General features: G+C 51.9%; 16 protein-coding genes. 9 read left to right on the top strand and 7 right to left on the bottom strand.

The genetic code is table 11. The features are described from left to right. The first annotated feature begins 2 nt into the window (after nt 1–2). Nucleotides 3–353: a gamma-glutamylcyclotransferase gene (locus tag ACKWMY_RS19310; RefSeq protein WP_024483355.1), complete on the top strand. Its 351-nt coding sequence runs from the start codon at nt 3–5 to the stop codon at nt 351–353. 51 nt (nt 354–404) lie between these two features. On the opposite strand, the gene ppa is transcribed toward ACKWMY_RS19310, so the two are convergent. Then, on the bottom strand, nt 405–932 hold the full coding sequence (gene ppa, locus ACKWMY_RS19305) for an inorganic diphosphatase (protein WP_021179028.1): 528 nt from the start codon (nt 930–932) through the stop codon (nt 405–407). Nucleotides 933–1,190: 258 nt separating this feature from the next. On the opposite strand from ppa, the gene ACKWMY_RS19300 reads away from it, so the two are divergent. Next, entirely contained in the window at nt 1,191–2,744 is a 1,554-nt protein-coding gene (locus tag ACKWMY_RS19300) for a methyl-accepting chemotaxis protein (RefSeq protein WP_074031607.1), read from the top strand. A gap of 34 nt (nt 2,745–2,778) precedes the next feature. Here ACKWMY_RS19300 and fbp read toward each other — a convergent pair whose 3' ends face one another. Beyond that, nucleotides 2,779–3,783 (bottom strand): class 1 fructose-bisphosphatase, encoded by a 1,005-nt coding sequence (gene fbp, locus ACKWMY_RS19295; RefSeq protein ID WP_029711176.1) that lies wholly within the window; start codon nt 3,781–3,783, stop codon nt 2,779–2,781. A gap of 170 nt (nt 3,784–3,953) precedes the next feature. Here fbp and mpl point away from each other — a divergent pair, with 170 nt between their 5' ends. Beyond that, on the top strand, nt 3,954–5,333 hold the full coding sequence (mpl, locus tag ACKWMY_RS19290; protein WP_409486849.1) for a UDP-N-acetylmuramate:L-alanyl-gamma-D-glutamyl-meso-diaminopimelate ligase: 1,380 nt from the start codon (nt 3,954–3,956) through the stop codon (nt 5,331–5,333). 212 nt (nt 5,334–5,545) lie between these two features. Here the strand turns inward: mpl and yhcN (ACKWMY_RS19285) are convergent, their stop codons facing one another. The 3 genes from yhcN (ACKWMY_RS19285) to argR form a co-directional block, all read right to left on the bottom strand. Next, the gene (yhcN, locus tag ACKWMY_RS19285) at nt 5,546–5,809 is read right to left on the bottom strand and encodes a peroxide/acid stress response protein YhcN (RefSeq protein WP_021179031.1); all 264 of its coding nucleotides are present in this window, start codon (nt 5,807–5,809) and stop codon (nt 5,546–5,548) included. A gap of 132 nt (nt 5,810–5,941) precedes the next feature. Beyond that, the gene (gene yhcN / locus ACKWMY_RS19280; RefSeq protein ID WP_021807531.1) at nt 5,942–6,205 is read right to left on the bottom strand and encodes a peroxide/acid stress response protein YhcN; all 264 of its coding nucleotides are present in this window, start codon (nt 6,203–6,205) and stop codon (nt 5,942–5,944) included. A gap of 403 nt (nt 6,206–6,608) precedes the next feature. Further along, nucleotides 6,609–7,079 (bottom strand): transcriptional regulator ArgR, encoded by a 471-nt coding sequence (gene argR, locus ACKWMY_RS19275; protein WP_021179033.1) that lies wholly within the window; start codon nt 7,077–7,079, stop codon nt 6,609–6,611. A gap of 465 nt (nt 7,080–7,544) precedes the next feature. Between argR and mdh the strand changes: the two genes are divergently transcribed. Next, nucleotides 7,545–8,483, top strand: coding sequence for a malate dehydrogenase (gene mdh, locus ACKWMY_RS19270; RefSeq protein WP_021179035.1), 939 nt, complete (start codon nt 7,545–7,547; stop codon nt 8,481–8,483). Between the two features lie 62 nt (nt 8,484–8,545). On the opposite strand, the gene ACKWMY_RS19265 is transcribed toward mdh, so the two are convergent. Next, nucleotides 8,546–8,806, bottom strand: a complete 261-nt coding sequence (locus ACKWMY_RS19265) for a helix-turn-helix domain-containing protein (RefSeq protein ID WP_071783710.1) — start codon at nt 8,804–8,806, stop codon at nt 8,546–8,548. 181 nt (nt 8,807–8,987) lie between these two features. On the opposite strand from ACKWMY_RS19265, the gene ACKWMY_RS19260 reads away from it, so the two are divergent. Beyond that, on the top strand, nt 8,988–9,344 hold the full coding sequence (locus ACKWMY_RS19260; protein ID WP_309047418.1) for a DNA-binding protein: 357 nt from the start codon (nt 8,988–8,990) through the stop codon (nt 9,342–9,344). Nucleotides 9,345–9,588: 244 nt separating this feature from the next. Further along, complete coding sequence (locus tag ACKWMY_RS19255) at nt 9,589–9,963, top strand: DNA-binding protein (protein WP_024529082.1); 375 nt, start codon at nt 9,589–9,591, stop codon at nt 9,961–9,963. A gap of 44 nt (nt 9,964–10,007) precedes the next feature. Here the strand turns inward: ACKWMY_RS19255 and ispB are convergent, their stop codons facing one another. After that, a complete protein-coding gene (ispB, locus tag ACKWMY_RS19250) occupies nt 10,008–10,979 on the bottom strand; it encodes an octaprenyl diphosphate synthase (RefSeq protein WP_021807527.1) in 972 nt (323 codons plus the stop codon). A gap of 269 nt (nt 10,980–11,248) precedes the next feature. On the opposite strand from ispB, the gene rplU reads away from it, so the two are divergent. From rplU to ACKWMY_RS19235, 3 genes are all read left to right on the top strand, one after another. After that, nucleotides 11,249–11,560: a 50S ribosomal protein L21 gene (gene rplU / locus ACKWMY_RS19245; RefSeq protein WP_004955927.1), complete on the top strand. Its 312-nt coding sequence runs from the start codon at nt 11,249–11,251 to the stop codon at nt 11,558–11,560. A gap of 17 nt (nt 11,561–11,577) precedes the next feature. Further along, on the top strand, nt 11,578–11,835 hold the full coding sequence (gene rpmA / locus ACKWMY_RS19240) for a 50S ribosomal protein L27 (RefSeq protein ID WP_004933559.1): 258 nt from the start codon (nt 11,578–11,580) through the stop codon (nt 11,833–11,835). A 107-nt stretch (nt 11,836–11,942) separates the two neighbouring features. Beyond that, nucleotides 11,943–12,914 carry a DMT family transporter gene (locus ACKWMY_RS19235; protein ID WP_021807524.1) on the top strand — a complete coding sequence of 324 codons (972 nt, stop codon included), beginning with the start codon at nt 11,943–11,945 and terminating at the stop codon, nt 12,912–12,914. Nucleotide 12,915: the final 1 nt, after the last annotated feature.

Raw genomic sequence — 12,915 nt, 5'->3', positions numbered from 1 at the left:
CTATGCGAATAATTGTCTACGGCAGTTTACGACGCAAACAGGGAAACAGCCATTGGATGACCAACGCCCAATGGTTGGGTGAACATGAGTTAGAAGGCTACCAGCTGTATAATCTGGGCCACTACCCGGCGGCGATCCCTGGAGAGGGCACGGTACACTGCGAAGTGTATCGTATTAACTCATCGATTCTGGCCGAGCTGGACGAGTTGAAAAGCAATACCAAAGACTACAAGCGCGAGCTGATCCGTACGCCTTATGGCAGTGCGTGGATCTACCTGTATAGACACAGCGTGGACGGTTTCCCGCGGATTGAAAGCGGTGACTGGCTGAAGCGTCTTGACGAAAAGCAGTAAAAAAAAACACCGCTCATTTGGGCGGTGTTTTTTTATCAGTTCGGGCGAGACTTACTTCTTGGCGCGCTCGAAAGAGGCAACGATCTCAGCTTTGGCTGCGGCAGCGTCTGCCCAACCTTCTACTTTGACCCATTTGCCTTTTTCCAGATCTTTGTAGTGTTCAAAGAAGTGGCTGATCTGCGCTTTCAGCAGTTCTGGCAGGTCGTTCACATCTTTAATGTGATCGTACTCTTTGGTCAGTTTGCTGTGCGGTACGGCAATCAGTTTGGCATCTTCACCGGCTTCGTCGGTCATTTTCAGCACGCCAACTGGGCGGCAGCGGATCACAGAGCCTGGTTGCAGTGGGTATGGGGTCGGCACCAACACGTCTACCGGATCACCATCCAGTGACAGGGTGTGGTTGATGTAACCGTAGTTGCACGGGTAGAACATCGCCGTGGACATGAAACGGTCAACGAACAGCGAGCCGGTTTCCTTGTCGATTTCGTATTTGATTGGATCGGCGTTAGCCGGGATTTCGATAACTACGTAGATGTCTTCTGGCAGGTCTTTGCCAGCAGGGACCAGGTTCAAGCTCATGTCGGTTTCCTTTAATCAAACCAGAAATGGAGTGGCGGCTATTATAGCGGAGTCTTTTGTGATTTCCCGCCCTTTTCATCATTGAGCTGCTGCCTGGTCGATAACAGCAACTTTTCCAGATTAATCCCTTAATGATTGAAGTTTACTCCCCGCCTGCCGATAACTTCCTCAAATAATAACGGTCCAGCAGCTAGCTGAGCCTGCCTTCTTGCCTCCTCTACATCTGAAGCTACTTTTTTCTAAAGCCGGGAAACACTCATGTTAAAGAAGATCACCGTTAAGGCCGGGCTGATTGCCCTGTTGAGCCTGATGACGTTGCTGTTGATTGTTGTCAGTATCATCGGGGTTAAAGCCATTAACGACGGAACACGTTCGCTACAGACTCTGAACCAGATCCTGGGGGAAGAACTGGGTTCGTTGGCCAACAGTTCCAACCTGGCGCTACGGGCCAGAACGGCGGCCTCGCTTGCAGTACGCCAGCGCGAGATTGGTCAAATTGAGGTTGCTGACGCCTCGGTGGGGCGTATTTATGGCTATCTGGAACAGTCGAAAAAGGAAATGGCACGCTTTGTCGACGTGGGAACGGTGACCGAACGGGGTCGCCAATTCTCAATGCGGATGCAGGAGAGCTATCGCGCCTATCTGGAGCAAGGCATTGCGCCCATGGCGGCAGCGATAAAGGCGGGGAAGTTGGATGACTATTACGCCATTCAAGAAAATCATATCTCTAAGCTGAGCATTGCTTTTGAAGCCGACCTCAGTGAGTTCCGCGCGTTTGCCATGGAGATTGGCCAGCAGCATGCGCATGAGGCAGAAAGTAATGCCAGCACCAAGATTATCCTGATCGTAGCGGCTGGGCTGCTCAGCGTGTTACTGGCGGTGCTGGCCTGGTTTGCTATGCGTGTGATCTTGCTGCGCCCGTTAGATGAGTCGATCGTCCAATTGGAGCATATCGCCGCCGGAGATCTGACCCACGAAATCAGCGGTGAAGGTGATACCGAAATGGGGCGCTTGGTGAGTGCCATGCAGCGTATGCAGCAGTCGCTGGTGATGTCGGTCAGTAAGGTCCGCGATGCCAGCAGCCAGATCGATACCGGCTCCCGCGAGTTGGCTGCGGGTAACCTTCATCTGGCGCAGCGTACGGAGGAATCGGCCGCTTCGCTGGAGCAAACCGCAGCCAGCATGGAGCAGTTGACCTCTACGGTGAAAATGAATGCTGAAAACTGTGAACAGGCTAACCAGTTGGCAATGAGCGTCTCCGATATTGCCGAGCAGGGCAGTGACGTGGTCAGCCAGGTGATGAACAAGATGCAGGCCATTACCGATAGCTCCCGACGGATTGCCGACATCATCAGCGTGATGGACGGTATCTCCTTCCAGACTAATATTCTGGCGCTTAACGCGGCGGTAGAGGCGGCACGTGCCGGTGAGCAAGGTCGAGGTTTTGCTGTGGTGGCCGGTGAGGTACGCAGCCTGGCCCAACGTAGTGCGCAATCGGCCAAAGAGATCAAAGGGCTGATCGAAGTGTCACAACACCGCGTGCGGGAAGGTGAACAGATGGCGGCTACGGCGGCGAAGACCATGAACGGAATAACCGGGGAGGTCGGGCGCGTCACGGCGCTGATGCGTGAAATCTCTGCGGCCACTCGCGAGCAAAGCAGTGGTATCGAGCAGGTCAACCAGGCGGTAGTGCAAATGGATCAGGTGGCACAGCAGAATGCGGCGCTGGTGGAAGAGTCAGCGGCGGCAACTCGCTCTTTGGAAGAGCAGGCGCAGCTATTGGCACAGAGTATGGCTGTGTTCAAACTGTGATGTGAAGGGGCGGCATGCCGCCCCTTTTATAGCGTTACTGGTCCGGGAAATCAGCAATAAAGCGTTCGGCGTCTTCTACCATCGATTTGGTGCCGACGAAGAATGGCGCACGTTGGTGCAGTTGTTGCGGCACGATATCCAGAATGCGGTTTTTGCCATCGCTGGCTTTACCCCCGGCCTGTTCAGCCAGGAACGCCATCGGGTTGCATTCATACAGCAGACGCAGCTTGCCCTGTGGGTGGCTGGCGGTGCTTGGGTAGATATAGATGCCGCCTTTGAGCAGGTTACGGTGGAAGTCGGCAACCAGTGAACCGATATAGCGTGAGGTATAAGGGCGCTGGGTGGCTTCATCCTGCTCTTGGCAGTATTTGATGTATTTCTTCACCCCGAGCGGGAACTTGATGTAGTTACCTTCGTTGATGGAATACATATTGGCTTTTTCCGGGAAGCGCACTTTCTCGTGGGAGAGGCAGAACACCCCCAGAGACGGATCGTAGGTGAAGGCATGTACGCCATAACCGGTGGTGTAAACCAGCATGGTGGAGGAGCCATAAACCACATATCCGGCCGCTACCTGTGCATGGCCAGGCTGCAGGAAATCTTCTTCGGTGACTGGCGTGCCAATCGGGGTGATGCGGCGATAGATAGAGAAGATCGTCCCGACCGAGACGTTCACATCAATGTTGGACGAGCCGTCCAACGGATCCATTAGCACCACATACTTGCCATTCTCAGCTCGCTCGCCGTCGAAAATCACGATCTCGTCTTCTTCTTCCGAAGCGATGCCCGCAACTTCACCACGAGCCTTCAACGCGGCTTTCAGCTTTTCGTTCGCGAACAGGTCCAGCTTCATCTGAACTTCGCCCTGAACGTTTGAAATGCCGTTAGTCCCCAAGATATCAACTAAACCCGCCTTGTTGATATCACGGTGAATGATCTTGGCACCCAGTTTGATGGCAGAAAGCAATGAGGTCAGCTCACCGGTGGCGTGAGAGAAGTCGTGTTGTTTCTCGACGATAAATTCGCCTAACGTTTTCATGACACAATCCCTGAATCTACGGATGGATAGCGGCTTGTTAACATACCGCCAACGTTTTCGTCAGCAGTGTAGCCCAAAGCAACTTGCGATTCATAGGCAAATCCATTTCTTCTGAGCGATTCTGAGCGCTAGAATAGGCAGTAAATCGATGCACTAAAATGAGAAACCTAATGCGCATACATATTCTTGGGATCTGCGGCACCTTTATGGGTGGGCTAGCCATGTTGGCTCGTTCACTGGGGCACGAGGTGACCGGTTCAGATGCCAACGTCTATCCTCCGATGAGCACCTTACTGGAAAAGCAGGGGATCGATCTGATCCAGGGTTACGATCCTGCTCAGTTAGATCCGGCTCCGGATCTGGTGATTATCGGCAATGCCATGAGCCGTGGTAATCCGTGCGTAGAAGCGGTATTGGAACAGAGCATTCCTTACATGTCTGGTCCTCAGTGGTTGCATGATTATGTCCTGCGCGATCGCTGGGTGCTGGCGGTAGCGGGAACACACGGTAAAACCACCACTGCCGGGATGGCGACCTGGATCCTGGAAGCCTGCGGCTATCAGCCGGGTTTCGTGATCGGCGGCGTACCGGGTAATTTTGATGTCTCGGCCCGTCTTGGCGGCAGCCCGTTCTTTGTCATCGAAGCCGATGAGTATGACTGTGCCTTCTTCGACAAACGCTCCAAGTTCGTTCATTACTGCCCACGCACGTTGATCATGAACAACCTCGAGTTCGATCATGCCGATATCTTTGACGATCTGAAAGCCATCCAGAAACAGTTCCACCACCTGGTGCGCCTGGTGCCGGGCCAAGGCAAGATCATCCTGCCGGAAAACGATACCCATCTGAAACAGGTGATGGCGATGGGATGCTGGAGCGAACAGGAATGGGTCGGGGAAGGGGGCGCGTGGCGTGCACACAAACTGACGACAGATGCCAGCCATTACGAAGTGTTTCTCAACGGCGAGAAGGTGGGTGAGGTTAACTGGGCGCTGGTGGGCGAACACAACATGCATAATGGCCTGATGGCGATCGCCGCCACCCGCCATGTTGGCGTGCAGCCAGCCGATGCTTGCCGAGCGCTGGGTGACTTTATCAATGCCCGCCGCCGTCTGGAATTGCGTGGTGAAGCCAATGGCGTCACGGTGTATGACGACTTTGCCCATCATCCGACCGCCATTTTGGCTACCTTGGCGGCACTGCGTGGCAAAGTGGGCGGCACCGCACGCATCCTGGCCGTGCTAGAGCCTCGCTCAAACACCATGAAAATGGGGATCAGCAAAAACGATCTGGCGCCCTCACTTGGCCGTGCCGACGAAGTGTTCCTGTTCCAGCCTCACCACATTCCTTGGCAGGTAGCGGAAGTTGCCGAAGCTTGCGTCCAACCCGCGCACTGGAGTGCCGATCTGGATACGCTGGTGGAGATGATTATGAAAACCGCGCAGCCGGGTGACCATATTCTGGTGATGAGCAACGGCGGGTTTGGCGGCATTCATGACAAACTACTGGCAGGGCTGGCTAACAAGGCCGAACCGAAAGAAACCTACTGACGTTTAGCTAAACGGGCGCCGCATGCGGCGACCCTAGCAATATGAGGCCGCTGATGCGGCCTTTTTTACGCCCATAAAAAAGCCCTCGCGAGCGAGGGCAATGGGGTTCGTCGGATAGGACGACGATAATTTCCAAGGTACTAGCGTTTACCTGAGAACTCGGCAGTGGCAGTGACGAGGGTAGTCAGTTCAGTAAACGCGGCCTCGGTTTTTTACTTGTAGATTTCAGCCGTTGCGTGCCAGTTACCATTTTCATAGGCTTCGATCACACGGTAGGCTTTGGCCCCTTGCTGGTCCGCTTTATCAGACAGCGCCTGACGGATATCAGAAGGTGCGCCACCCACGCCGCTAGCGGTAATGGTGCCGACGGACTGCAGATTACTGGCTTGGGCATCAGTGACCAGGTTAGCCGCAGAAGCACCGAAAGAAACGGCAGACAGCAGGCTAAGTGCAACGAGAGTAGTTTTCATGTTCATGATACTTCGATCCTTAATCGTTCAGAGATAACGGCCTGGAAGGGCTTTACAGCGTTTTTTATACTTGAAGGCGGTTATCTGCTTGTTTTTTACCAGAGAGTTGTCGTGCAATGCTCACATCACATCTTGTACTTATTTGTAAATCTCGGCAGTAGCGTGGTAGTTGCCTTCGTTACGAGCTTCGATCACGCGGTAAGCGGTCGCGCCTTGGGCATCGGCTTTGGCAGACAGCGCCTGACGGATATCAGAAGGTGCTGCACCGACGCCGCTCACGGTGATGGTACCGGCAGACTGCAGTTTTTCAGCCTGTGAGGCATCAATGGATTGTGCTGCGAATGCACCGAAAGACAGCATGGACAGCAGGCTAATTGTTGCTACGGTAGTTTTAATTTTCATGATTTATCCTCTTCGTATTCTTTTATCAGTTCCGATGAACTGTGATTTACGTCACGAAAATGAGTATACATCTAGTAACGGTAAAAATTAATAGCTGACTAACAGTTTCTAGTGAAACTTTATTAGGGTGAACGTTACTTTTAATAACCTAATGGAATAAAAAGCGGCGATAAAATACACTTTTGATGTTAAATTTTTGTAATTTCAATGAGCTAAGTGCTTTTAACTAAAAGTGCGGAAACTTCCAGTCACTATCGCTAGCTACATAAAAATGTCATTGATATGTGCTGCAGGTCGGCTTTTTCGAAGATTTAAACGTGGTAGGCAGCGCGGAAGAAGTAAATGAAGGGTTAATAAAGGATGAGCGGCCCGCGACGGAGAGCCGCAGGCTGCGCTGAATGCATCAAAGTTCCTGTTCGAACAAGGAGAGAATGGCTTCAAACAGTTGGCGTGCGGTAAATGAACTGGCCGGAGTGACAAAAATGGTGTCGTCACCGGCAATGGTGCCCAGGATCCCTTCGGATTTGCCCAGTGAGTCCAACAGGCGGGCAATCAGCTGCGCCGCACCAGGGCTGGTATGGATCACCACCACCGCGTCGTTATGGTCCACGTCCAGCACCAGATTCTTGAGCGGGCTGGTGGTGGTTGGGACACCAAGTTCGGCCGGGAGGCAGTACACCATTTCCATTTTTGCATTACGCGTGCGTACCGCTCCGAACTTGGTCAGCATGCGCGATACCTTGGACTGGTTAATGTTCTCGAAGCCTTCTTCTTGCAGCGCCAAAACGATCTCGCCTTGAGAACTGAATTTTTCTTCTTTCAATAACGCCTTAAACGCCTTGATCAGATCTTCCTGCTTTGCGGGATTACGCATTTTGCACCGTGGAATGTTGGTAATAGAGTTGATTATTATGCATATAAATGCATTTTTATGCAATATGGGGGCCGTCTGGAAAATCAAAAATGCCCAGACAGAAAGGCAAGAGCGCGATTTTAACAAAATCCGTTGCTCATGAATATGCCCTTTCGGTGCGGGAAGCGAGTCAGCTCTCCGGTAACGAAAATGTTATTAAAATGATGTTGTTCTGATGTTACGTAAGGGTGTAATGTAACCGCCGGTTAACGCGATCGTGAAAAGCTTGGCACTATTTTCGATTAGTGTGCGCTATGCCCTTAATGCATAAGCTATTTACTTTAAAATGCTCGCAACATCGGCCATTTTATTGCGCCAGATCTAAAACCGACTGTTAAGAGGTTGTTTTTAAAGGCGTGATAAATTAAGGTCCGTGACCAAAGAATTCACGGCGCTTTTATATTTAAGACAATAAAGGAGTATAGGATGAAAGTTGCAGTTCTCGGTGCTGCTGGCGGTATTGGCCAGGCCCTCGCCCTTCTACTCAAGACCCAGCTTCCTTCAGGTTCTGAACTCTCCCTCTACGACATTGCCCCTGTTACCCCAGGCGTTGCCGTTGACTTAAGCCACATCCCAACCGCAGTTAAAATCAAAGGCTTCAGTGGCGAAGATGCAACCCCTGCGCTGCACGGTGCGGACGTGGTGCTGATTTCTGCTGGCGTTGCGCGTAAACCAGGGATGGATCGTTCCGATCTGTTCAACGTTAACGCTGGCATCGTACGTAACCTGATTGAGCAAGTGGCCAAAACCTGCCCGAAAGCCTGCATCGGTATCATCACCAACCCGGTGAATACCACGGTGGCCATTGCGGCAGAAGTGTTGAAGAAAGCGGGTGTGTACGACAAAAACAAACTGTTTGGCATCACATCGCTAGACATCATCCGTTCCAACACCTTCGTCGCGGAACTGAAAGGCAAACAACCGGAAGAACTGAACGTACCGGTGATTGGCGGCCACTCAGGCGTGACCATCTTGCCTCTGCTGTCGCAGATCCCAGGCGTAAGCTTTAGCGATCAGGAAGTGGCTGATTTGACCAAACGTATCCAGAACGCGGGTACCGAAGTGGTTGAAGCCAAAGCCGGTGGCGGCTCTGCAACCTTGTCTATGGGCCAGGCTGCTGCACGTTTTGGCCTCTCTCTGGTGCGTGCGTTGAGCGGTGAGAAAGGCGTAGTGGAATGTGCCTATGTTGAAGGGGATGGCAAATATGCCCGCTTCTTTGCACAGCCACTGCTACTGGGTAAAAACGGTATCGAAGAGCGTAAAGACATCGGTACTCTGAGCGCCTTCGAGCAAAAAGCGCTGAGCGAAATGCTGGACGTACTGCACAAAGATATCGAACTGGGCGAGAAGTTTATCAACAACTGATCCCTCAGTATGTGATGTTTTGATAAGCCGCCGGGCCGAATCCGGCGGCTTTCTTATGTTTATCATGATTTGATTCGACTTTTCCGATCTCGCAGATGATGGGTAAGCGGATCAAAATACCTGCTCGGCCAGATCTCTGCCGGGTGTACGTTCAGTGCATCAGCAATCAACCACTCTCCCTTGGGCCAAGGACGTGACAGCGCGTTGGCCAACGTCGATGAACTTAGCCCTGCCCCCCGTGAAACCGCTGCCAGAGTGGTACCTCTCTTCTTCAAAGCCGCGATGACGTCTGCTGGATGCCAATCTGGGTCCCGTGAATTCATATTTTCATTCCTTTTTTGATTAGAGAAAGTTCTGTTAGTGGTATAACTAACAGGTCAGTATTAATCGTTTGAACAACGTGAAGCGTTTATTCAGAAACTAGGATACCACCAAGTTTCCCAAAAATACCTTATGGTTTCTGAAAAATTTGTCTTGCCACACTATTGTCCCGAGATCATGGCTATGAAAAACGAGTGGTTTGCTGCCAAGGAGCTGATAGGCATCGCAGGATTACCGTCCTCTACACAGGGAATCAATCTGATGGCCCGGCGCGAAAATTGGCTCAGCCGTCGCCGCAAAGGCGTGCAAGGCAAGGCGCTGGAATATCATATCGACAGCTTGCCAACCGGCGTCAAAAATCTGCTGGTAATGCGCGAAGAGCCTGCGATCTACGAGGCCGGGCGTCAGGACCCACTTGCCGTGTGGGTTGAATACTATTACCAACTTTCAGACAGTGAGCGTGGCAAAGTGATGGCGTTTTTGATGCGCGAAGGTATGGATAGCCTGCTGACCTGGATTGCTGAAAAAAATAAGCAGTGAGTCATTCCTCAACTGACCTGCGCTACATAGGGGCGCTGTATGCTGCGCCCAACAAGTTACTTTCTGCACCGCCTCTGTGTTTCCCTTTCCTTGTTTGATAAACATTTCTTGAGTATTTCGCCAAATTTTTGGTTATTGGCAGCGGTCTGGTTAATGTTATAACTAACTCATTGGCATTAGTTGTTCATGCAACTGGAAGGTCTGATAAGTCAGTTAGAGGCAACGCCGAGATCAAGGAGCGGGAATGGACAAGGAGTGGTTTACTGCCAACGAACTGAAAGAGAAGGGCGAATTGGGCAGCTCCCCGCAAGGGATCAATAAGCGAGCACGTGAGCAAAACTGGCGATGGCAGCGGCGTTTTGGCAAGCAGGGGGTGACTAAGGAGTATCATATCAGCAGCCTGCCCCTCTCGACTCAAAACGAGTTGTATCCCCAGAGATATCCCCTTGCCGCAGAGGAACCGGCGGCTTATACCGTTTCCCGTGATGGCGTTCCTTGGGCACGTTTGCAGAGCTATCTGACGGGTATGAAACCAGAAGAATACGCGGTTTTATTGAGTTTTCTGGCGAAGAATGGGGCTGCGGGGCTACTGGATCTCATTAGCAAGGCAAATAAATAGGCCTGTAAAACAGGCCTGTTTGAATATTAAGAAACTTAAATTTCTTAAAAGTCTCGTTGAACCGCCAGATGCGCTAATCCTTCCAGTGCGGTTCGATAAGGAGAGTCTGGCAAAATCTGCAATGCGGCGATCGCCTTATCCGCTTCTTCTTCTGCGCGCTGACGTGTATAGGTGAGTGAACCACACTCCTGCATGGTAGCCAGAACCGGCTCCAGCAGATGGCGGCCATTCCCCTGTTCAATCGCGCCACGGATCATCGCAGATTGCTCGGCATTGCCATTATGCATCGCATGCAACAACGGCAGCGTCGGCTTGCCCTCGTTCAAATCATCGCCGGTATTTTTACCCAGGGTCACGCCGTCTGCACTGTAGTCCAGCAGATCGTCGATCAGTTGGAATGCCGTACCAAGATAGCGGCCATAGTCTTGCAGCGCCTGCTCTTCGGCCGGGTTAGCCTCGGAGAGGATGGCTGATGACTGGGCTGCCGCTTCAAACAGACGAGCGGTTTTGCTGTAGATGACCCGCATATAGTTTTCTTCACTGATATTCGGATCGTTGACGTTCATCAACTGCAGCACTTCACCTTCGGCGATTACGTTGACCGCTTCGGACATGACTGCCAGCACGCGCAGCGATTCCAGGCTGGTCATCATCTGGAAAGCACGCGTATAAATGAAATCACCCACTAGCACGCTGGCAGCATTGCCAAACGCCGCGTTGGCAGTCGCCTTGCCACGGCGCATGTCGGACTCATCCACCACGTCATCATGCAACAGGGTAGCGGTATGGATGAACTCTATCAGGGCTGCGACGGCAATGTGTTTATCACCTTGATAGTGCAAGGCCCGTGCCGCCAGAACGGCGATCATCGGGCGAATGCGCTTACCGCCACCGCTGATAATGTAATAGCCAAGTTGATTGATGAGCGTGACATCAGAATTCAACTGTTCGAGAATTGTTGCGTTCACGGCCGCCATATCTTGCGCGGTTAACTCAGTAATTTGTTCTAGGTTCATTGTATTTTTTTCAGCTGTGTTTCTGTTGACCGCGATGAGAACGCTGCTCACATCGGTACATGGCGGTAACTGTCCTGTTGATTGTACTTGAAAATCGGCGCAGATAAACGTTGTGAGAGAAACTGTGTTTTTTTTCTTCTTTTTTCACCTTCTGGCCCTAATCTGCTCTTGTCATATGCGGGATTATTGCGTAGAATTCGCGCCCTATTGTGAATATTTATAGCGCGCTCTGTACTGAACAGTTGGGCACGCGGAAAGCGGAGTTTTATATGTACGCGGTTTTCCAAAGTGGTGGTAAACAACACCGAGTAAGCGAAGGTCAGACCGTTCGCTTGGAAAAGCTGGACATCGCAACTGGTGAAGCGGTTGAGTTTGACCAGATTCTGATGATCGCTAATGGCGAAGATATCAAAATCGGCGTTCCTTTCGTCGATGGCGGTAAGATCAAAGCTGAAGTGGTTGCTCACGGTCGTGGCGAAAAGATCAAGATTGTTAAGTTTCGTCGTCGTAAGCACTATCGTAAGCAGCAAGGTCACCGTCAGTGGTTCACTGATGTTAAAATCACCGGCATCAGCGCTTAAGTTAGGAGAGCGGATTAATGGCACACAAAAAGGCTGGCGGCTCGACTCGTAACGGTCGCGATTCAGAAGCTAAACGTCTGGGCGTAAAACGCTTTGGCGGCGAAGCAGTACTGGCAGGCAGCATCATCGTTCGTCAGCGCGGCACCAAATTCCACGCTGGTACCAACGTGGGTTGCGGCAAAGACCACACTCTGTTTGCTTTGAAAGACGGTAAAGTCAAATTCGAAGTTAAAGGCCCGAGCAATCGTAAATTTATCAGCATCGAAGCTGAATAATTTTTCGAGCCTTACGAAATAGATGTTAAGCCCCGCAATTCGTTGCGGGGCTTTTTACATTTATAGATTGCTTGTGCCTGGCGGCACAACGCACAGACAGTGAGAAGATGGAAAAAAAACAGCAGGCTGGCGTTGGTATTTTTCTGGCGGTCACCACAGCGGTTTGCTGGGGCGCGCTGCCTATCGCAATGAAAGAAGTGCTGGAAGTGATGGAGCCGTTTACCATCGTCTGGTATCGCTTTACGATTGCCGCCATCGGCCTGGGGATGATCCTGGCAGTGCGCGGGCGTTTACCCCCGGTGAAAATGTTCCGTCAACCCCGCTGGTTGCTGTTGCTGGCGATCGCCACTGCCGGGTTGTTGGGCAACTTTGTCTTCTTCAGCTCTTCGCTGCAATATTTGAGTCCGACGGCCTCGCAGGTTATCGGCCAACTCTCGCCGGTGGGCATGATGTTCGCCAGCGTATTGATCCTGAAAGAAAGGATGCGTATCACTCAGGTGATTGGCGCTCTGATGCTGATCTGCGGGCTGATGCTGTTTTTCAACGTCAGCCTGATCGAGATCTTCACTCAGTTCACAGACTACACGCTCGGTGTGTTGTTGGGCGTGTGTGCAGCCATGGTTTGGGTGACCTATGGCGTGGCGCAGAAAGTATTACTGCGTCGATTGGCCTCACCGCAGATCCTGGTCTTGTTGTACACTTTATGTGCGATCGCGTTATTTCCGCTTGCGAAGCCAGCGGTGATTTTCCAGCTCAGTGGCTGGCAATTGGCCTGTCTGCTGTTCTGTGGTGCTAACACGCTGATTGGTTATGGTGCGCTGGCGGAAGCGATGGCGCGCTGGCAGGCGGCCCAGGTGAGTGCGTTAATCACGCTGACTCCCCTGTTTACCCTGCTGTTTTCAGATTTATTGGCGCTGGCCTGGCCACAGGTATTTACGGCCCCGGCATTGAATGTCGTTGGTTATGTAGGTGCTTTTGTGGTGGTTGCAGGCGCCATGTTTTCCGCAATTGGTCACCGTTGGTGGCCGCGACGGGCAGAAACCAACCTGGTTGCTTCTTTGAAGCGGCCCGGTGAATGAG

Origin of the sequence: Serratia sp. J2, from assembly GCF_046269175.1 — a bacterium.
GTDB classification, from domain to species: domain Bacteria; phylum Pseudomonadota; class Gammaproteobacteria; order Enterobacterales; family Enterobacteriaceae; genus Chania; species Chania fonticola_C.
The sequence above is the reverse complement of the archived record's forward strand: the minus strand, read 5'-3'. Positions and strand labels throughout refer to the sequence as shown.

Bases quoted from the DNA above. Each gene is read 5' to 3' on its own strand.
- yhcN (WP_021807531.1), bottom strand. From the start codon at position 6,205: ATGAAAATTAAAACTACCGTAGCAACAATTAGCCTGCTGTCCATGCTG.
- fbp (WP_029711176.1), bottom strand. From the start codon at position 3,783: ATGAAAACGTTAGGCGAATTTATCGTCGAGAAACAACACGACTTCTCT.
- ACKWMY_RS19310 (WP_024483355.1), top strand. From the start codon at position 3: ATGCGAATAATTGTCTACGGCAGTTTACGACGCAAACAGGGAAACAGC.
- mdh (WP_021179035.1), top strand. From the start codon at position 7,545: ATGAAAGTTGCAGTTCTCGGTGCTGCTGGCGGTATTGGCCAGGCCCTC.
- rplU (WP_004955927.1), top strand. From the start codon at position 11,249: ATGTACGCGGTTTTCCAAAGTGGTGGTAAACAACACCGAGTAAGCGAA.
- mpl (WP_409486849.1), top strand. From the start codon at position 3,954: ATGCGCATACATATTCTTGGGATCTGCGGCACCTTTATGGGTGGGCTA.
- ACKWMY_RS19265 (WP_071783710.1), bottom strand. From the start codon at position 8,806: ATGAATTCACGGGACCCAGATTGGCATCCAGCAGACGTCATCGCGGCT.
- ppa (WP_021179028.1), bottom strand. From the start codon at position 932: ATGAGCTTGAACCTGGTCCCTGCTGGCAAAGACCTGCCAGAAGACATC.
- ispB (WP_021807527.1), bottom strand. From the start codon at position 10,979: ATGAACCTAGAACAAATTACTGAGTTAACCGCGCAAGATATGGCGGCC.
- ACKWMY_RS19260 (WP_309047418.1), top strand. From the start codon at position 8,988: ATGAAAAACGAGTGGTTTGCTGCCAAGGAGCTGATAGGCATCGCAGGA.
- argR (WP_021179033.1), bottom strand. From the start codon at position 7,079: ATGCGTAATCCCGCAAAGCAGGAAGATCTGATCAAGGCGTTTAAGGCG.
- yhcN (WP_021179031.1), bottom strand. From the start codon at position 5,809: ATGAACATGAAAACTACTCTCGTTGCACTTAGCCTGCTGTCTGCCGTT.
- rpmA (WP_004933559.1), top strand. From the start codon at position 11,578: ATGGCACACAAAAAGGCTGGCGGCTCGACTCGTAACGGTCGCGATTCA.
- ACKWMY_RS19235 (WP_021807524.1), top strand. From the start codon at position 11,943: ATGGAAAAAAAACAGCAGGCTGGCGTTGGTATTTTTCTGGCGGTCACC.
- ACKWMY_RS19255 (WP_024529082.1), top strand. From the start codon at position 9,589: ATGGACAAGGAGTGGTTTACTGCCAACGAACTGAAAGAGAAGGGCGAA.
- ACKWMY_RS19300 (WP_074031607.1), top strand. From the start codon at position 1,191: ATGTTAAAGAAGATCACCGTTAAGGCCGGGCTGATTGCCCTGTTGAGC.